The organism is Erwinia persicina NBRC 102418 (assembly GCF_001571305.1).
Classification (GTDB): domain Bacteria; phylum Pseudomonadota; class Gammaproteobacteria; order Enterobacterales; family Enterobacteriaceae; genus Erwinia; species Erwinia persicina.
In genome coordinates this window covers 1-18,842 of the sequence record NZ_BCTN01000036.1, presented here as the reverse complement: position 1 = coordinate 18,842, position 18,842 = coordinate 1, and the positions used below count along the sequence as shown (strand labels likewise).

Below are 18,842 nucleotides of genomic sequence, written 5' to 3'. Positions count from 1 at the left end.
AAAGTATCGCACCGACGTTATCGCGGCTTATCGCCCCCCAGGTATCACAGGATGTTCCCTCTCTGTTGATTTCCTGCAGCTTGGCCACACCGCCCAGAATAAGGTCATTTTTACCCCGGAGCGTTCCGTTTGCCGTCACATCAGTCCCGGCCGTAACGTTACCGGTGGCCGTAATGTTGCTCCTGGAGGAGATAACACCGTTAGCCGTTATTGTTCCGTTTGACTGGATGCTCTGCGATGCAGTAAGCCGGGCCGTGTTGACGTCACCGGACGCGTTCAGTGTCTGACCACTGACCGTTTTGGCATTGCTGACGTCATTTCCCCCCATATTCAGCGTTGTCCCCATCGTGTTCAGTTCGGGATGACCGGCAACGCTGTGACGATAGAGATAGTCGTTGACCAGCGCTCCGTTGGCGTAAAAGCCGGCGATAACCACGCTGCCGTCACCCGGGTTGAACCCACCGAACGCAGAGAGGTTTTCCTGCCAGCTCCCGAGAGCACCTTTCGCTACGCCACCCTCAAGATAGCCACCCGATACACCAATCCGATTAGCGAGCTTGCGGGCATCACTGAGTGACAGCTTTGTTCCGCCGCTCAGAAAAGTCATGGTGTGGAATTTGTTGGCTGTAGGCTGAAATATCAGCGTGCGGTATGTGGCGGTATATGCGTTAGTGGCCGCGAACCCGTCGGGAAGATAGCCGGCAGTGACGAGCATAGGGACCGTCAGGACATAGCCCGACGTGGCGCTGCTCCCCGCAGCGATGACCGACTGCCTGTCTGAAATGTAGCGATTCACAGCCTTCTGTACAGTGTTTGCCTGCCCGGCCGCGATGTTCATACGATACTCTTCCGAGGCCCACTGGGTCAGCGGAATAAGCAGCGACACCACAATAACGGCGACTATCCCGTACGCCACAGTCGCGTCGGTAATCTGCGCAATGCCACGTTTCAGCTTTTTCACAGTCTAGTCCTCAAAATCATAGGTGATTGAATTTAGCTGGTCGTCAAGATTGAACTGCCCAGCCGCGATTTTCGCCCTGATGGTTGGCGCAACCGGGGTATTACGTACGTTAAACCCCGTGATATCCACCTGACGCCTGTTACTGTCAGCGCTGACTCGCATTTTCTGATGTGCCAGCACGTAGAGCGTTCGGGCGATATTCGCCCGGGCGGTGGGGCTGATTTCCTCGCAGAACATGACGTAACGCTCCAGCGCTTCTGAAACCGAAGAAGCGTGAATGGTTGACACCACGAACATACTCAGCGAGGCCTTAAGCACCTCATGCGCCGTCGCGCCGTCGCGAATTTCACCCAGCAGGAAGGCTGAAGCGCCCATGCGATATGCCTTGCGCGTTGCGCTGGCATAGCCCTCGTCCTCACGGACTTCCAGCTGGATACAGCGGCCACTCCCGTGACGCCCCTGAAGAAGAGTTTCTGCCGGGTCCTCAATAGCCACACCCAGATCACCGGTCGTCATGATCCGCTGTTGCAGTACCGATGCGGCCGTGGTCGTTTTGCCGGAGGCCATCTTTCCAGCGACCAGGAATAACCCCGTCGCCCCCGGCAGTTGCACTGAGCGAATGAGCGGGGAGCTGAGCGGTATCGTGTTGAACGGTCGAATACCCGCCGGTGTCTGGCGCAGCACCAGGTCAGTTTTACCGAGCAGATCCTGTGACAGCGTGGCGCGATAAAGACGGCCATCGTAGAAACTGGAAAACTCATTCCGGCCCGTTTTGCGGTGCCGTTCCATGCAGAGTTCCTGCAGCATACGCACGTCGCTCTCAAGCAAAACCGGCACGGGAATAAGAAAACCGGTCGCACCAACAAGGCCTTTTATTTCGGCATAGCCCTCGCCGATGTAGAGGTCGATAAAGTCGGCCTCGCGTAGCGTGGTCGCAGTCATGTTTATTCCGTTGAAGCGCCGCCGTTGCGCGGCGGCATGTTTGATTACGATTTGGTGGTAAAGGTCAGCATGTTGTCACCGTCTATGCACGCACTGGCAGCGTTGGCGGCGGTAACTTCGGAGGTAAACGAGGTGTTATTGATTTTCGTTGACGCCAGGTCGGCGGTGCCGATGCTGCGTGCCACCTTCACACAGTCACGCTGGGGAAGCTGTGAATCGGTCACAACGAATCCGATGCCGTTACCAGTGGAGGTGATAAGTCCGCCGGACTTGTTATAGATTTTGTTATTAGACACCGTATAGCTTTTTGAGATGCTGCCACCCTTGATAAGCGCGGGAACATAGTCGTCCGTGCCGTAACCATTGGACGAACGCAGATTACGCGTTTCGTTCATCACTGTGGTGACCAGCGTCACCTCACTGGTGCTGGTCACGTAGTAATAGGCCAGAGAGCCGGCGGCTACCACAAGACCAATAACGACGATCATGATCCCCAGCGAACTGATGGAGTCAGTAATATTTGCAATACCCTTTTTCAGCTTTTTCATTTCATTACCTTTTAACAGACACACAGAAATAAGCCGCACGGCACGATGCGCGGGCGGCGGAGAGAGAGTTGGCAGGACAGGAGGCAGCGAGGCTTGTTTAGCCCATAAAGAAGGCTTTCTGAATGAGACCGAACATGATGAGCATCAGTGCGGCGACAAGAATGCCGCAGATGAGCAGGCTGGCAATACGCATCCTGTCACCGGTTTTTTCCACGCTACTGACCGTTCGCTCAAGCCAGGTGGCGGCAAAACGACTGAGGGAGCCTTCGCTGTTTTTAGTTTCAAACAGACTCTGCATCTTAATAATGGCGCGCTCGTCAGGAAAATCGTACCCCGTGGCGTCCAGCGCCTGGCCAAGGTTTTCTTCGCCAGAAGTGATCGCCCGCTCCAGTGCTTCCATCCGCTCGTAAAGCCAGGCTGAGCGCGTCGATGTCTTCATGCTCTCAACGGCCTGCTCCATCGGAATGCCTGACGCATCCATCGCGTTGACGTTCATGATGAACGCCGCACCGTGGATGCGACGGTAAACCGACCAGGGAGGGAAACGGTCCAGGAAAAAGCGTAGCGGCCCCGTCAGGCGCGGTAGCGAGACAACCACCAGGGTCATAAGTCCGCCTGTAATCAGCAGTAGCAACCACCAGTAATCCCTCAGCAGCAGGTAGAAGTAGTACACCGCCGTCTGAACGCTGTTCCACTGGCTGAGCGGTACCGCCTGGATAATGACCGGTACCAGCATGACGCAAAACAGCGCCACCACTGCAACGGACAGAACCGTCAGGTAAGCAGTGATGCTCACCGTTGACTTGACAGCCCGGCTGATGCGTCCGGTTCCTTCGGCAATTTTAATGGCGTTGAGAAACCCCTCCGCAGGACGCCCGGCGAGCTCGCAGGACTCAATGATGCTGAGCTCCTGATCCGGTATCCATTCGCGCAGGGAGTCGCCCAGACCAAATCCGCTGCCGAGGTTTTCAGCACACTCGGTGAGTATCTGTGCGACGGCGTCACCGGGGTTCTTACCGCGCCGGCTGTAATTATCGATGAGCTTCTCGTAGGCCTCCTCCGCCGAGCGCCCGTCCAGCAGGTATTGCCGGAAATCATCATAGATTTCGATGCGGTCCTGCGCGGTGAAAGTGGCCTGATAAAGAAACCGCGTGAATCTGTTCACAGTTCAGCCCCCGCCTGCAGTTTGGCATCACGATCCAGATTACAGATACGACGATGCGCCCAGACAGGGTCAGTGAGCCCGTCGTTAACCAGCCGCCTCAGGTTCTGACAGAGGGTCACGCCCCCCTGCGCTATCCAGTTCAGATAGGCTGCCATTTTTCCCTTTTCGCTGTAGAGGCGCATAAACACATTGTCAGTTTCAATCACCTCAAACACGCCGGTACGCCCGCTGATACCGGTACCGTTGCAGCAGCTGCAGCCACCCGGACTACGCAGAAACACGTGCGGGCTGTTTGCGTAAGTCTCAACCAAATCCTGCATTACCGGACTGACCGCTGCTCGCCCCTCGTGCCAGGGAATTTTGCATTTACCGCAGAGAAGAGGAACGAGTCTGAGACCGACCAGTCCGGATATGATGGTCGGGTCAAATAGCAAATCCTCGTCAACGCCAAAGCGCCGAAGTCGCTGAGGGATATCGGCCGGCGAGTTAGTGTGAATCGTGGTCAGCACCGGTGCCCCTGTCTGTATCGCCTCCACCACACCGTTAGCCGAACCGGCATCGCGTATCTCACCGTTATAGATGCGGTCAGGATCCATACGCAGCAGGTTTTTGATAGCTTCCGCAAACGTCTGCTGACCGAGTGGGGTCTGAAAAACCCCCTCAATAGGAGATTCGATCGGGTCTTCAACGGAGAGAATGTTTTCGCCCGGATCTTCGCGCGCCAGAAACTCTGCTGAAACCTGACATACGGTGGATTTACCGTGCCCGGTCGGACCGCTGTAGAAGGTGCCACCCGAGCTGGTCAGCAGCCTGCGTAGTGTGGTTTCTTCTGATGGCATCAGGCCGAGTTGTTCAAAATGAAGGCTCTGCTTGCGGCGACTGACAAGACGCAGCGCAACGGCCAGCCTGCCCAATCCCCCCGGCCGGCTGGCAAAGCGGATGGTGCTGAGTCCGAAGCCGTTAACGAACTCTTCGCGCACGCGGGCGTCACAGGGTTCATTAAAGCTCAGTGTGGTATTGCTGCGCTCTTCGCACATTGAGTTATACAGTGCGTTAACCAGACGTGTGCCCCACTCCGCCGATTCCGTTTTTACCCGGCAAAGGTTGCCGTCAATACGGTAGAGCACGCGGGTATATTTATTTTCAATACGAATGTGGATATCAGAGCCCCGCTGTGCGGTAGCTTCTGCGATAAGCATGAGATTGAAATTTTGAAAGTCGCTGGCACCGGCAACGCTGTCGCCACCCTCGCTGAACTGCTGGGACAGTTTCTCCAGCTCCTCACGGTCACACCATCTCACCGACAGCGGACTACTCTCCTTACGCAGTATCTCCCTCAGCTCAAAGAACTCTGTGTTCTGATCGAGGTCTTTCAGAACGTACAGGGTCTGGTGCTGCGTCTGATCGTCGCGAATAAGACGAACGCTGTCCCGCAGAAGTACTGAAAAAGGCCCGCCGGCCGGGGCCGTCAGGGTTAACAGTGTGTGGGTTTTTTCACTCAGAGTGTTCATAACGCAATGCCTCAGTTGAGGGTAAAGTCATGGCCATCCTGCACGCGCCTGACAACGACGCCGCGCAGCGTGATGGAGACGACCTTATAACCGCCCTGTACGCTGTCACCGGTGCGGACCATCGTGCTGCTGCCGTCAGGAAAGCTGAGGGTAGCCACCTGTCCGGCCACTTTTTCCAGCACCGGCAGCACGGTGCCCGCTGCCGGCGCCACGGTAGTACTCGACGGGGTGCCGGGGACAGGTATTATGACCGGAGAAGCGGGAACTGCGGCGGTATCGGCCTGTCCTGCGGCGAGACGGGCCTTATTGAAAGCCGCCTGCGCGTCATAGAACACCCGCCCGCTCTGCAGGCGGTCGAGGTCGCCGAGCGTTTTAACGTCTCCCTCTGCTTGCGCGAGGCCACACCACATCAGCAGAAGCACTGCGTACTTAGCGTTTTCCATATAGCGATCCTGAAAGTTTGTACCGTACGGAACCATCAGAGGTGTTGATGGCAACGGTAATATGAGAGAGGCGTACACCCGGGTAGCTGCTTCCGGTGAATATCATCCGTGGTGGAACGTCGGTTTCTGCACTGAACATGTACTCCTGCCAGTCCTGCAGCGGCAGATCTTCACCTTCGCTGTTTTTCTTGACGTCAGTGATGGCGACAGGCGTTACCGACAGGTCGATGTTCAGAGACTGAAAAAGCGAAATGAATTCCATAAGGCGCTCCCCCACCGGCACCATCGGGTCGTCACCTTCCGGTGTAATACGCTGAGGGAGTGAGAAAGATGTCTGACTGCTGTTCTGGAAATCGAACACAGGCGTCACGCCAAAAAGGGCCTGAACGGCAGAAACATAGTCGGCAGTGGTTGCCGCTGAGTTAGTCCGGCGCAGCGACTGGACGCTGACGTCCTTACCGGAACACAGCACGCCCGTCGACATCCATCCCCGGATAGAGATGGGCATCGTGTTGAGCACATCCTGGCAGCGATTAATAAAATCTCCGACCGACGACCGCTCTGTCCAGGGATGCCTGAGGCCTTCCAGCGCAGCCTTGTAGCGCGCCTGTTTGTTAAGCTCTGCCTGCCTGGCGAGCTCAACCTGCAAGCTGGCACGCGCTCTGGCTTCGCGTGCGTCCTCAATGTGAAAATAGTACATCAGCCCGGCCAGGCCCAGCGCGAACATCAGCCCGGCGGTGGCCAGCTGTCGGCGGGTCATTCCCCACGTGAGCGGACGAAGCCGGAAGTTTTTGCTGAGGTTGCCAGGTATAAGAAGTGATGCAAGATCCAGAGGGACCGTCACCCACGGCTGCGCGGGGTCGCCGTGCACGGGCACATCCATATCCCCTTTACTGCCACGCAGCTCGTCGCGCAGGTCAATGATGCACTGGTTCATTTTATCGGCCGGATAGACCTTATCAGAGCGAGGATGGATGCCACCTCGCTCCGTTTTGCCAACCAGAGTGTACTGCTCCACACCTTCAGGACTCGCTCCGAGTGCGACTACCGCGATGCAGCAGCCGTCAAGCAGCGACGCCAGCGCAACCGTCAGGGAGTAGGTTCCGCGCAGACGCATCCGCGTTTTCGGGGCAAAGCCGGCCTGAATACTGTCGCTCTGACGCACGGCCACCAGTTCAAGGCCTTTTTCCTTACCTACGCGCCGGATTTCACGCATCGGATTGCGTTGCTCACGGATAGTCTGCCAGGTCAGCCCGACAACGAACCGGCGCTGGTGAAACGTGAGCACGCGGAGATGGTCGCCGTCACGGTCGTCCACAGGCTTTTCGGTTTTTTTCTTCATCATGATCACCGGATGTAAGGCGTAACGGTGATAACAAAGGACTGACGGGTTTTAGAGCCTGACTGCTGGCCACCGGTGGCCAGATTGTCCGGCGAGCCCATGCCCTTTTTATCGGAGCTGTCCATGTTCTGTTCCAGACCGCTGATAATCACTGTCTGTCCAGGCTTCAGCCAGACGCGCTGAGGAACTGAGCGGGAGTCCACTTCGGGCGTTTCGATTTTATTGGTGCCCTGTCCACTCTCCCGCAGGGCGATCAGACTTGAAATGTTGAGAAACATGTTAAGCATCATCCGGTCACCGCCTTCGAGAATTTTGGGGAATATGGTGATGTTGGTACCGGTTGTGACCGTCCCCGGCGTCAGCGTTTCAGAGGTGACGGTGGAGCTGCCGCTAACGAAAGGCGTACTGGTTGTGCTTTTGAGGTAAGCAATCTGGCGTCCCACCACAACCGAAGCTGAGGCCATATTTGTGGTCATAAGCGGAATAGTACGTACGTCAGACACCTTCGTTTGCTTTGAAAGGGCGTCAAACAGGAAGGAGGATCCGGCAAACTGCTGCGCGCTACCGGTCGCAGTATCCAGCACGGAGAAGCTCAGGGAACCAGCGTCGGTAACGGCACCGCTAGGACCGGCAAGACCGATGCCGTACTTACCGGCGAGCGTTTTGTAGATGACGTTCCAGTCGATGCCAACCGCATCGCTGGTATCACTGTTGACCGTATAGATGACGACCTTGAGGTTAACCTGACGGCTCAGCGCCTTGTTCTCAGCGGTCAGGTAATCACCTACACGGCGCACCACCTCAGGAACATCGGTCACCACCACGGTACCGGTCGTCTTGTTCATATCAAGCCTGCCAACGCCAGGCGTAAGCATACTTTCGGCCGTACTTTTCAGGTCGTCGTAAAGATTGTTACCCATGGCAACGTCTGATTTCAGGCTGGTGCCGCTTTCACCTGATACCCCCCCTGAGCTGCCGGATCCCGAACCGGAGCCGGAGCCACCGTCCGAGCTGCTGCTGTTGGATACACCGCTCACCACTGACCCTGTCAGCGCGTACTTCGCATCAGAAGGCTCAATATCAAAGCGTGCCGTCTGCAGATAGAAGAACGTGACCATCCCGTCTTCATACTTCCATGAAATGCCCAGGCGGGCAGTAACAATATCCAGCAGGCCGCCGAGGTTACCGGTATAGCTTATTCCTGAGAAAGTACGGGATACGCCCGTTCCCCCTGAGCTGGTGACCGGAGCACCGGTCCCAAACGCGTCCAGCGGGCGCATTTCACCGCTGGCGGAGAGTGCCGGGGACGGCACGCTGGTGAGTTGTTGCGTTGGTGATCCGGCTGCCGTACCGCTTCCCCCCAGTACGGCCGTGGCATCCGGCGTGACGCGCGTGCGGATGTGGCAGACGGTGGCAATATCCTGGCTGAACTGCCATATGTCCTGAGCCGACTTGGCGCGATAGGGCATCAGGCAGTTGACCACCTCCCGGGGCGCATTGTATTTCGGCACCGCCAGCGGCAGTGGATTCACATACTGGCTGTTATGAAACTGGACAATCGGCTCGTTGTTCGCAGCCTGGCGGATGAGTGAGGAAGCTTCATCACCGGTGGCGGTTGCTGACTTCTGTACACCGTTGATGCGTTCAAACGCACAACCTGACAGAATCAGTGAGCCGGCCAGTACGGCAAGGCATTGTTTTTTCCACATGATTATTTCCTGGCGCTGATGACTATCAGGCATTAACGGCGCTGCCCGCAGACCGTTCCCGGTATGCAAAACAGAAGTAGATCCGCCGTGGGTTTTAAAACATCTCAGCGGGTTAATTCCACAGGTGTGAATTAATCCGGATGAGAACGGAGAAGTAATGAATGAAGGAAGAATTTTTGACGCTGTACCACGGCACGCCCGGCTCCAGGGCGCGGGATATCATCAGCACGGGCAGAATAAGCTGCCGTGCAACGTCAATGATGAAGGTGTATGACGAGTTGAAGACAACGCCTGGGTTTGTCTATCTGACCATCAATCCGTCAGTCGCCGTGTATTACGGAAATATGCTGGCAGTTGTGCATCGCGAAGAGGTTTTCAATATTTATCAGCTGACCATAGCAACATCAGATCTGGAGACAGACTATGATGAGCTGTGTATGCGCTTTAGTTTCCAGCAGGGGCAAACATGCAGCCTCGCTGAATCACTCAATACAACGCAGTGTTGCCGGATATCCAGAGACCTGCTCCTGGGCAGAGAAGTCACACACCGGGTGGAATTTGCTTCAAATATCTCCCGGGAACGCAGCCCTCTGGTTAATCAACTCCTGGCGCTCAGACGCCGGCCTGATCTGGAAGATGCGAAAAACCTTTCAGGTCAGCTTGCGTGGCAGAGCATTGAAGGGCATCCCGAAAAACGAGGTAGATAGCTCGTTCTCTGTCCCTCCCCCCTATCCGGTCGTCAAAGAAGTCACAGGACCTCAGGCATCCGGGAGGGACAGAAACTAATATCAGCAAGTCCATGACGCCATCTTCATCGTCACCGTCATACCTGATTTCAACGCTGACATTGGCACTATCATCAGGGGAACAGGTTGATGATATCGTCCACCCCCACTGAGCCATGCCCAGATGCTTCAGAATATAGCCGCCGCAGTAAGCCTTATGTCGGGAGAGAAAACGTAGCATTGCACGGGCTACAGGACTGTCAGACTCAGTCACGTCACAGGTGGCCATCAGCTGCACCACCAGATGTTCAAAAGCACTCAGGGAGAATTCATCCTTCACTGTAGTGACACGGCTGGCTGCTGACCGATTTGGGTTTCCCATCGTTCACCTCGCATTCATAAGAAGCATTATTTGCTGTCACTAATAACAATCAGGCACTGTGGTACATACCCGTTTACGTAAAGCGGCACCTTAGCCTGTCGGTAAAGTGCGAACAGCTGCGCCGTGGCCTCCTCTAAACTTGCCGCACTGAAATACAGCGGATAGTCATTTTGATAGTTGATATCCGTGTCCCAGCGAGCTTTCCATTTACCCGGAGAGGGCCCACAGTTTTCCTTAGCGAGCCACTCATCAAATCCGGCCTTAAGCGAAACCCCCTTGTCGATTTTCCAGGTCTTCATGACCGGTTTAGGGATGACAACCGGTGGTTTCAGATCGCCAGGTGATTTAGCAACTGATGGCGATGAAGGAACGACCGTTGCGACAGAGCCCGCACGGAATGGACTTTTCGGCCCTTGAATGGAGGGGGTAGAGGCAATAACAGTCGGCGCGGGCCCGGATGCCGCCTTCGCTCTTTGTTGGGGAGATACTGTGACCGTTCGCAATTTTGTATCACTAACAGCCTTCAGACGCCTCTCACCCAGTACGCCATTCAGCACATAAGGCCAGCGGTCATTTCCGTTCCAGCGTACGAACTGCGGGGCATCCGGTTTCACTGATGGGTCGTACTTAACCTGCCACCCCGAAGGGACGATTTTAACAATCGCAGCCCTGAGGGTCGGTGCTGTTCCGCTATTGTTAATGAAGACATTCATGCCCGGACCGGACTGATTAACCTCTGCAGAGGATGAACCGGTTACTTTCCCCCCCTGAGCAAAGCGGGTGCCGGCAGTTGCCGTATTTTTGGCTGCCGCTGGGGCCATCGGACGCTTTGCTGATGGACCAGACTGGTGCACACGGAACTGCATGGCGCTAATGTCGGCGGCGCTGCGAGACAGCATGCTGTCTACGACGCTGCCAGATGGCGGCCCGGTGACGACCGCCGGTGACACACAACCTGTCAGCAGCAGAACCGGAAACAGCCCTGCCCGTTGGGTAAATGACATAACGAAAACTCCAGAAATCAGGGCTGGCACCGTCTCAGCGTCGGTCACAGGCCGGCCGCATGTAAACGTGCAGGGAAGCAGGCAACGGCCTGCCGGAAGGAAAGGGGTGTTGTGGCGCCGGGTGCCTCCCGGTGCGCCGGACAAGCTGACGAAAGGCGGCGCGGAGTTCTAGACTTAATCAGAAACGATTAGCAGATGTCAGCTTTACCGCGTGCGCTGGCCGCAGGTTCGCCACAACGAAAAGCGCACTGACCTGCTAAACAGAGTGCGCTTTTCGTTATGAATACAGGTTTTGTTGGTGTGCCCGGCCGGTTTCCGGGCGAAAATCATTCAGCGCTGACCAGCCAGATTAGGAACCCGTTGTCTGTATGTCTCACACTCATCAGTGCGCCTTTTTCAGGCAGGAGAACGCTTCCTTCGATGACGTAGCGGGGTTGATCAAGCCCGTAGTGAATTACACTTGCAGGCGTAGATTCCAGAGTGGCTTTCAGCGAAAAATCCAGAATGACTGCAGGTGGCATTTGCTTAAGGGAAGAGAGATAACTGGCTTTCAGTCGGGCACCGAACTTCTCATTAGGCCACATAGAAAAAGCGCTGCTCTTTCCGTCTTCTCCCTGGGGCATTTTGATGTGAAACCGGCGGCTTATCTTTCCGTATCCCTGCAGGATGCTCATTGCGGCAGCCCGGTCAGCAAATTTAAGTACGTACAGGCCGTTACCGTCGTTGTCATCAGCCTGCGTAACAGCGTGGACCCGTGTGAGGAAAGTATTCATTGCATCAGGCTGTCCCGGCGTAAATATCAGGGCAGTAATTTCATGATGCGTTAAGGTCTGTTCATAGCCAGAAGAAAGGCTGGATACAGCATCAGAAGAGAGTGCTGAACCCGCGACGCCCGCTATCAAAGCAAGCGCAAGGACAGTGTGGCGCATAAAGATGCTTTTCATGCGGAAAATCCTATATTGAGATGACCATCATCAAGCCAGGCAGAAATGAATGGCCGTCATGCGGCAGAATTGTTGTTACCGGCGGGATATGATGAAGACCTTTGAGTCGAGGAACTAACTGTAGAATAGCGTTCAAACCAGAAAACCACCGGCGTTGCGGTTGATCTGACAAGCCCAAAACGCATCGCCGTGCGAAAATTAACGCTGTGTCTCTCTGCCCGTTCAACCTGCTCAGCAAGCAGAGCCCTGAACGCTTCAGGAGTTGAGTTTCCCTTTGCACCCCGGCAGTCGCTGCAGACGGCCACGATGCCTTCACTGATATACTCTTCACCAATAAATTCCGCATGCCATCCCCGCTGTGGCAACTTGGTACCGCAGAAAGCACAGCAACCACCAAACTGCTGACGCAGTGTTTCACGCTTTGTTTTTGAAAGACTCATAAATCACTCCAAATACGTACCCATATTCCCCGGGCAGCAGCCTTAAATGAGAAAACGAAAAGTAAGCCAATCCGGGCTGACCCACTTCCTGAGAAGTGGGCCCGCACAAATAACTCATTGTCATATTTGCGTTATGTGGGATGAAATCGTCAGGGATGCCCGTTCGCGACTACACAATAGTGTGGTGCTAATCTTCTCCAGAGGCAGGGAAGCCCGACGGAACGCCCCGGGGCCTGCTCTGGATACATCGAATTTGTACGTAGGGGTATAACGATAACGCGCCACAATTCCGACTTTGCACTGTCCCGGCCAGTGAAGTGAGTCAAACAGTTGCTCCTTTCACTGCCCCGCCTCCCGGCAGGTTCCCCTGATGTGTTGCAGGTCATGACGTAGCCTCCGGACATCTTCCGCACACCAGGATGGTATGCCGGCAAGAGAGGACCTTGAGATCAGGGTAATAACGGGCACGTTGTTAAAGAGCAGAAATTTATTTCGGGCAAAAAAGTGCCCTGCGCGAGTGCGCATAATTAATAAGAAAAGGGACTGGCCATATATAGGCCAGCTAATCTAATTATTTAATATTGTCGCTATCTTCTGCGGTAAAGCGGCGCCCTGGTGTGGCAAGGTCAGTAAACGATTTCAAATGGTCTTCAAGGCGAACCATTGCCTCACTGGTATTACTGCGCCCAGAACGTCCGGAAGCCTGGCTCAGCATCGCGGTCATCTCAGGGGAGAGACGCAGCAGGACTGACATTCCTTTTTTTTTATTAATGTGAGCTGGCATTGGTGAAGTTCCGTAACCGTGTGTATGGATCGTGTTAGCAATGTAAGCATTAAATAAGATTGGTCCTAAATTTGGAACCCCCCTAAAAAAAGGGGGGTGTAATTAACTTACTGATTAGAAAGATTTTACATAAAAAAAAACCTGCAAAAAAATGCAGGCTTCGGATTCAAGCGCTTACTAAGTCAAATGGTAGAACTCTAATCATCCATCTTTGCACAAAGATAAAGATATGCTCACGAGAACTCTGCTTATAACAATAGTTCTCAATAGTTTCATTGAACTGACACCAAGCTTCTTCTGAGCAGAATTCATTGACTCTTTGACAGTGTCCGGTGCCACATCGCGTAGTTCGGCTAAATCTTCCAACGATATGTTACCGAAGACCAACATGCACACATGTACCGATTGCAACTCAGTTAGTTCAGGAAAAAACTTGCGCAGGGGCAAAAATTGGCTAGGATCCACAGCAGCCATGATGACCTCTCTATCAGGTTTGATTGGTTAGCTGGTTGTACAGGCCTCTAACCCTGTGCAATCAGCGACTTAGTTGTTCCATTTGCCTTATGTGACCTAAATTATTCTCCTTATGGTCGTGGTATAGATCTGTTAACAGGACGCCCTTCAACATCATTTCTATCTTGCGGTTCTGCATGTTGCAGTTCTGTATTAACATCGCGGTAACGCAGACTGTCTTCAGTGGCCCGTACGCTGGCCATCTGCTGACTGTCACTCACCTTGAAAATGTTTCCGTCCTGTTTGTTTAGGTTACGAACCACGCCGGAATAGAGTACGCGGTTCACTGCAGTCGGTTCCCCACTCAGCACAGTATTATCACCGCTTCGCCACGCAGTGAGCTCTGCGGCAAGATCATTATTGAAACGGTCTGACTTGCTGTCAGGCGCGGCATAAACCTCCACCCTGTCACCAAAGTCAGTAACGGCGGGTTTTCCGTCGCGCAGGTAGCTGACTGTACCGTCACGCATCAATCGTGTTTCGTGTTCACTCGACTTAAATGTCGGAACATCTTCCCCCGGCCCGTAATGAACAATAGCATTAGGCTCAGGCCAGACAGAATTCTGCTGACGCGCATTGCGCTTCTCGCGATAAGCCCATCCGCGCATTTGACTGAGGGCAGCAACATCCCCCTGCAGCGCCTCGCGTTCCACCCAGGACTTCCAGCTGAGTGCGCGGTTAGCTCCCGCGTCGCTCAGTGTCTGTCGTTCTTCACGCAATTGAACCCGCAGTTCGGCCATGGCTTTCATCTTTTCAAACTCAGCAACGCGATACATCAGTTTACGTAGCAACGGATCGCGAACAGTTTCACGAACGTGAGCCTTCATGACCACACAGTGTGATGAAATCTGCCTGAAACGTTCAGCGCCACGTAAATCAGGTTTTTCCCAACCGCTACGGTAAGCGTCGTATCGGGCACGCAGAATATCGCGGGCAATCGCACGCGCTTCGCGTCGTTCACGACGTACGTCCTGGTCACGCACGTGAAGCTGCGGCATGTAGAAGTTTTTCATTTCAAGCATGCCGTCTTCGAGCCTGTCCGGATTATACGTAGGGGGCGCTGGTTGATAGTCTCCGCAGCTGCTGACCATAGCCGAAAGGCTGATCGCGGGATGCACATCAGAAGCTTTTACGCTTACACCTTCTGGATTGAGAAGATCATAAATGGCGAGACCACCGCCCTGCTCTCTCAGTCCAAGTCCGCGCGTAAAGAGGATGTTGTGCAACTGACTCCAGCTTAGGCATTCCTGCTCTGCGATATCTGCAATCTTCTGACGTGTTTCTTTTACAGCATAACCATGCAGGCTTTCACAGTCAGAAAAAATTTCGCGTTTTGCCGCCCCGCGAGGTGTTGCAGGCATATCACGACGGGCACGATAAACGTCACCGAATTCATCCATGTTCCAGCTGCCATTATCGACTTTGAAACCTAACTCCCTTTCAAGAACACGGCAGGATTTCTGGAGTGTGTCAGCATCGTTCCACATGTTTTGTGCGCGGAAAGTTTCGGGGTGAACCCGGTTCGCCGATACATGGCAATGCACGTTATCAGTGTCCTTATGAATCGCAGCAACATACTGATGCTCTTTCATTCCGAGCTGATCAAGGCTGTAACGAACGGAGCGGAATATCGCATCAGGTGAGGGGTCTTCATCGCTCTGCCAGGACAGAATGAAGTGATACACCGCATCTTTGCAGTGGCGGTTCTGCATTGCGGTCATGTTCATTTCTGCGGCTGAAGTCTCAAGAGAAAAACAGTTGGTCTCACACAGCACATCACCTGAAAGAACTCGTTGAGTTCCCTCAGGTGAAATGCTGACAACCTGCGTTTTTGATGTCCCGTCTTCCCGTTCGATGTAGCTTACCAGTCGGTCGAAAACAGCAGAGGCCGATGATGAAGGGGCTGTGTCAGGGGCGTCAGTAGAAACCTCAGAAGCAGGCTTACGACTTTCTCGCTGGCTCACGTAGCTGACCAGCTTAACGAAGCTGGTGTTCCTGTCTCTGCGCTTAGGCGGAATGATGACGTTCATTACTTATTGGTCTCACTGACCGGAACATTGTTTAGGTCCAGCGCAATAATTGCCCGTTTTATCTCAACGAGAACGTCGGAAAACTGATGACTGAGGTCGGTGGTCATTTTCTCCCGCATTTCATTGTAAAGGTGCTTCTGAAGTCCACCCAGCCGCAGAAGTTCTTTCATCAGCTTAAGGTCTGTACGAACCATTATTTTCCGATTCAAAGCGGAGCGGCGAAGCAATTCAGATGTGGAGATCCCTGCCGTTCTGGCCTTTGACTTGAGGGCTTCCGCTTCTTCTTCTGTACAGCGAAGCTGGATAATAATGTTCTTCTGACGCTTTTCACTTTTTGGCATAACTCAACCTCTGGCACGGTTTGGGGTGTCGGGGCGAAGCCCTGACCAGTCGTTTTGGCGTTACTGTCTGCGTGCAGACGGTAATGACAAAACATTTCCTGTCCCGTCTTTTAGACACGTATTAGTATTTTGCCACTTAGCTGAATAGAAGTAAACCGGCGTCATGTGAGGTGATGGGGTGGAAATGGTGGCAAAAATACAGCAAAATCTGGTCTTTACCAATGTGAAAGAGGAAATGACATGGCAGTACGTAATGTTTTCACGCAGGAGCAGCTGGATGAAGCACGCAGGAAGCTGGAAAACCTGCCAGATTTAACGCCGCAGCGCATCACGCGCGAGGGTGCACTGGAAAATCTGAAGGGCACTATACTGGTGCTGGCGAAAGAGAAAGGTTACACGGTGGCGGATATAAAATCGGCACTGGATGCCATGGAATTTCGTTTCAGTGAGAAAGCAATTTCATCTGTGGTAAACGAAGGAAATGGAAAGAAAAAGCGAACTCAGCGTAAGCCTGAGTCCGTGCATCAAAAAACCCAACCGCAGGACATCCAGCCTGCATCATGAAAATTTCCGGCAGGTATCATACTTACCTGCCGGAATTCTTTTTTACCAGTTGTGGACGCTAAACCCTTCAAGAAGTTCAGCATTAGCGTCGAAGTGAATCATCGAAGCCTGGCAATTTTCAGACAGAAAGGTGACAATGTGAAAGAAGTCATCAGACAGTCCTGCCCTCCTGATTTCCTCAATCGTATCTGTACTGGAAGACAGGTGGATCAGAAATCCATATCGCGTTGGATGTATCCAGTGGTATGCCACCTCTTCACCGCTAAGCTTGGGTGATAGTGAATCAAGAATCACAGAATCACCCTGCGTCATGTGTGCGTTACTGATGACCGCACAGCCACAGATATGCGGTGCGTTTGGCTGGTTTTGGATGTCATTTAATGAAGTCATTTATGCATGCCGTCAGAATGACGGCCCCCGGTAAGGTCACTGAACTGTTCCTGTGTGAGCAGTTTATCATCCTCAGTTTCGCTGCTTTCCAGCTGTTGAACCGCATCAGAAATGGCAAGTTCTGTGATGCTATAGATTTTCGTGTATTCCTCATGTGTCAGCGTGCGGCCGAGGCTGAAGGCAACAGAATCAGCAACCAGGTCGGCATATCCTCCATGCGAACTGTTCATACCTTCCGTAATATCTGTGATGGTCATTTTCATTTCATTCTGTCCCACTTTCCATCTTCATGGGATTCCTCAGTGAAGTGCATACGGGCGGTATTCAGCGCGCTGTCAAAGGAGATTTCACCGTCATCCGGCCAGCAGTGTGCGCATAAGTGCATAATGTCTGTCAGAAGATCCGTGACGGCGGTCTCTGTGGGTTCGGTGCTGTTTCCGATCCCCGTCTGATCCGCAAAACCTAATAGTGCAGAAGCTGCCAGGCTGATGCGGCGGGCGTTATCATTCACCTCTTCAGCCGCCTCTGCCTGCTTTGACAGAGCCTGTAGATCAAGGATGGTGAACGTTTCTTCAGAAGGTGAAGCGGTCAGTGAGTTGATGGATTCTGATTTCATTATGAATACCTTTGTAATGCTGTGACGCTCAGGACAGGACAGAAAAACGACGTCATGAGGCCGGATAGTCTCCGGCCTCTCTGCGCATCAGGCGCAGATTTTCCGGTTATAAATCACCTTGAAATCGGTGTATTCAGGACCGTCACGCAGTGGCTCCAGTCGCACCACGTTCTCTGCCACGCCGTTCATGGTAAGCACGCGCTCGATGCCTGCGTGCCAGTCTTCTGCCGCGTTCAGTGGAAACCAGAGGTTATTGTCCATTCCGCTCAGAAGTGGGTCGGAGCAGACGTGCACGCCGCGACCATGTCGGGTATTTTCGCTTACTGTTATGGTCAGTTCGCCGCGAACCTGACGCGTAAATGATGCTTGCACCAGCTGCGTCACCACGTCTTCCCAGCTCCACTCCTTATCATCCGGGACAGGCAGCTCGACGCAGCGCAGGGACTTACAACCCGCGCGCGCCATGCTCTGCGCCAGCCCTAATACAGAAGGCTCACCGCAGCTCGCGTCTGCCCCGGTGATCCAGTTGCCATGGTGATAAAACGCTTCGTCGCCGTTATCCAGGCGGATAAAGGTGTATTCTCCCAGCACGCGGATGATGTCATTCTGCGTCACGGGTGCCAGCGCGAAAGGTAAATTCAGGTGCGTTGCGATGCTCATGCCTGCACCTCCAGCTGCTGACGTACGGCACGCATGAAGTGTGGCCACTGGTTGAAGGTCATTTTCGGTACGCGCACGCCACGTCCGCTGTTGAAAGCTTTTACAAAAGCCGTTGCCTGTGCGAGGATTTGCGGGTCAAAAATCATATATCTCTCCAAAGTGTCTGGTCTTTGATGAGGCAGCCAGCTGGAACTGGCCGCCGTAATGAAGCAGGGGCTACCCTGCTTTTTTTACGCCTGTACCTTATTGCCCTGCTCCAGCTCAGCGATCAGCCACTGGCTCGCCTTAAAGAATGCTTTTTCCCCCTGAAGCCCGAAGTGCGCCACCGCAATGCGCCCGGCTTCTTCCCACACTTCTGACTCATCAGCCGGAAGCATCACCTGATTTTCCGGCACACGCTGTGCCACGGCCCCGGCCAGGTTGTTCAGGAGTTGGGTCATACACTCCCGGCGCTGGGTGAGCGTCATCGGCACGTCATTCAGGTCGGTCAGCGCCGTCAGCTCGCCATTAAGCGGCTTAAGCACTCCCCGGCTGCTGATGTACTGGCGCAGCCCATACCCGCCGTCATATTCAAAACTGAATGCGCTCCAGATGAGACTGCCCGACGGCTCGCGCACGACCAGGCGGAAGTGGCTTCCCTGATCGTCGTCAATAAAAACGTTGCTGAATGCTGCTGTTACGTTCATCGCCTGCTCACGCGTAAACGTTCCGTTGCCCAGCGCCGCGACGCAACGCAGTTCACTGGTGATGCCCGTCAGGTTTGATGTCATGATGTGCTCCTGTCTGAAATTAATGACCCGGCTGACCGCCGCGCGGTGCCCGAAAAGC

The 18,842-nt window shown here is 54.0% G+C and carries 21 protein-coding genes and 1 pseudogene; 2 read left to right on the top strand and 20 right to left on the bottom strand.

Features of this window, described 5'->3' with window-relative positions; all coding sequences use genetic code 11:
* The 8 genes from pilV to pilN all read right to left on the bottom strand — a co-directional run.
* Positions 1-961: shufflon system plasmid conjugative transfer pilus tip adhesin PilV (gene pilV / locus EPE01S_RS22035; RefSeq protein WP_062749461.1), on the bottom strand; the 961-nt coding region annotated here is incomplete at its 3' end.
* Between the two features lie 3 nt (positions 962-964).
* Positions 965-1,903 carry an ATPase, T2SS/T4P/T4SS family gene (locus EPE01S_RS22030; protein WP_062749459.1) on the bottom strand — a complete coding sequence of 313 codons (939 nt, stop codon included), beginning with the start codon at positions 1,901-1,903 and terminating at the stop codon, positions 965-967.
* Between the two features lie 44 nt (positions 1,904-1,947).
* The gene (locus EPE01S_RS22025; RefSeq protein WP_062749457.1) at positions 1,948-2,451 is read right to left on the bottom strand and encodes a type 4 pilus major pilin; all 504 of its coding nucleotides are present in this window, start codon (positions 2,449-2,451) and stop codon (positions 1,948-1,950) included.
* A gap of 97 nt (positions 2,452-2,548) precedes the next feature.
* Positions 2,549-3,616 (bottom strand): type II secretion system F family protein, encoded by a 1,068-nt coding sequence (locus tag EPE01S_RS22020; RefSeq protein ID WP_062749455.1) that lies wholly within the window; start codon positions 3,614-3,616, stop codon positions 2,549-2,551.
* Positions 3,613-5,127, bottom strand: coding sequence for an ATPase, T2SS/T4P/T4SS family (locus EPE01S_RS22015; RefSeq protein WP_062749453.1), 1,515 nt, complete (start codon positions 5,125-5,127; stop codon positions 3,613-3,615). The genes EPE01S_RS22020 and EPE01S_RS22015 overlap by 4 nt, the downstream gene beginning before the upstream one ends.
* 11 nt (positions 5,128-5,138) lie before the next feature.
* Positions 5,139-5,570 carry a type IV pilus biogenesis protein PilP gene (gene pilP, locus EPE01S_RS22010; protein WP_062749451.1) on the bottom strand — a complete coding sequence of 144 codons (432 nt, stop codon included), beginning with the start codon at positions 5,568-5,570 and terminating at the stop codon, positions 5,139-5,141.
* Complete coding sequence (pilO2, locus tag EPE01S_RS22005) at positions 5,557-6,915, bottom strand: type 4b pilus protein PilO2 (RefSeq protein ID WP_062749448.1); 1,359 nt, start codon at positions 6,913-6,915, stop codon at positions 5,557-5,559. Before pilO2 ends, pilP begins: the two co-directional genes overlap by 14 nt.
* Before the next feature lie 2 nt (positions 6,916-6,917).
* A complete protein-coding gene (pilN, locus tag EPE01S_RS22000) occupies positions 6,918-8,621 on the bottom strand; it encodes a PilN family type IVB pilus formation outer membrane protein (RefSeq protein ID WP_062749446.1) in 1,704 nt (567 codons plus the stop codon).
* 161 nt (positions 8,622-8,782) lie between these two features.
* Between pilN and EPE01S_RS21995 the strand changes: the two genes are divergently transcribed.
* Positions 8,783-9,328, top strand: coding sequence for a hypothetical protein (locus EPE01S_RS21995; RefSeq protein ID WP_062749444.1), 546 nt, complete (start codon positions 8,783-8,785; stop codon positions 9,326-9,328).
* Between the two features lie 426 nt (positions 9,329-9,754).
* On the opposite strand, the gene EPE01S_RS21990 is transcribed toward EPE01S_RS21995, so the two are convergent.
* The 6 genes from EPE01S_RS21990 to mobA form a co-directional block, all read right to left on the bottom strand.
* Entirely contained in the window at positions 9,755-10,732 is a 978-nt protein-coding gene (locus EPE01S_RS21990; RefSeq protein ID WP_062749442.1) for a TcpQ domain-containing protein, read from the bottom strand.
* A 326-nt stretch (positions 10,733-11,058) separates the two neighbouring features.
* A complete protein-coding gene (locus EPE01S_RS21985) occupies positions 11,059-11,676 on the bottom strand; it encodes a hypothetical protein (RefSeq protein WP_062749440.1) in 618 nt (205 codons plus the stop codon).
* Between the two features lie 56 nt (positions 11,677-11,732).
* The gene (locus tag EPE01S_RS23145; RefSeq protein ID WP_072277521.1) at positions 11,733-12,116 is read right to left on the bottom strand and encodes an HNH endonuclease; all 384 of its coding nucleotides are present in this window, start codon (positions 12,114-12,116) and stop codon (positions 11,733-11,735) included.
* Between the two features lie 571 nt (positions 12,117-12,687).
* On the bottom strand, positions 12,688-12,900 hold the full coding sequence (locus tag EPE01S_RS21980) for a TraY domain-containing protein (protein ID WP_062749438.1): 213 nt from the start codon (positions 12,898-12,900) through the stop codon (positions 12,688-12,690).
* Positions 12,901-13,484: 584 nt separating this feature from the next.
* Positions 13,485-15,443: a TraI/MobA(P) family conjugative relaxase gene (traI, locus tag EPE01S_RS21970; protein WP_062749434.1), complete on the bottom strand. Its 1,959-nt coding sequence runs from the start codon at positions 15,441-15,443 to the stop codon at positions 13,485-13,487.
* Positions 15,443-15,784: a plasmid mobilization protein MobA gene (mobA, locus tag EPE01S_RS21965; RefSeq protein ID WP_062749431.1), complete on the bottom strand. Its 342-nt coding sequence runs from the start codon at positions 15,782-15,784 to the stop codon at positions 15,443-15,445. The genes traI and mobA overlap by 1 nt, the downstream gene beginning before the upstream one ends.
* A 240-nt stretch (positions 15,785-16,024) precedes the next feature.
* Here mobA and EPE01S_RS21960 point away from each other — a divergent pair, with 240 nt between their 5' ends.
* The gene (locus EPE01S_RS21960) at positions 16,025-16,348 is read left to right on the top strand and encodes a hypothetical protein (RefSeq protein WP_062749428.1); all 324 of its coding nucleotides are present in this window, start codon (positions 16,025-16,027) and stop codon (positions 16,346-16,348) included.
* A 42-nt stretch (positions 16,349-16,390) separates the two neighbouring features.
* On the opposite strand, the gene EPE01S_RS21955 is transcribed toward EPE01S_RS21960, so the two are convergent.
* From EPE01S_RS21955 to EPE01S_RS24005, 6 genes and pseudogenes are all read right to left on the bottom strand, one after another.
* The gene (locus EPE01S_RS21955; RefSeq protein WP_062749426.1) at positions 16,391-16,738 is read right to left on the bottom strand and encodes a DUF5983 family protein; all 348 of its coding nucleotides are present in this window, start codon (positions 16,736-16,738) and stop codon (positions 16,391-16,393) included.
* Complete coding sequence (locus EPE01S_RS21950) at positions 16,735-16,995, bottom strand: hypothetical protein (RefSeq protein WP_157076049.1); 261 nt, start codon at positions 16,993-16,995, stop codon at positions 16,735-16,737. The genes EPE01S_RS21955 and EPE01S_RS21950 overlap by 4 nt, the downstream gene beginning before the upstream one ends.
* Before the next feature lie 2 nt (positions 16,996-16,997).
* The gene (locus EPE01S_RS21945) at positions 16,998-17,354 is read right to left on the bottom strand and encodes a hypothetical protein (RefSeq protein ID WP_062749422.1); all 357 of its coding nucleotides are present in this window, start codon (positions 17,352-17,354) and stop codon (positions 16,998-17,000) included.
* A gap of 87 nt (positions 17,355-17,441) precedes the next feature.
* On the bottom strand, positions 17,442-18,014 hold the full coding sequence (locus EPE01S_RS21940; protein ID WP_062749419.1) for a hypothetical protein: 573 nt from the start codon (positions 18,012-18,014) through the stop codon (positions 17,442-17,444).
* Complete coding sequence (locus EPE01S_RS21935) at positions 18,011-18,160, bottom strand: hypothetical protein (protein WP_045834345.1); 150 nt, start codon at positions 18,158-18,160, stop codon at positions 18,011-18,013. The genes EPE01S_RS21940 and EPE01S_RS21935 overlap by 4 nt, the downstream gene beginning before the upstream one ends.
* A 369-nt stretch (positions 18,161-18,529) precedes the next feature.
* A pseudogene (locus tag EPE01S_RS24005) lies at positions 18,530-18,784 on the bottom strand (DUF905 family protein); the annotation flags it as partial.
* Between the last annotated feature and the right edge of the window lie 58 nt (positions 18,785-18,842).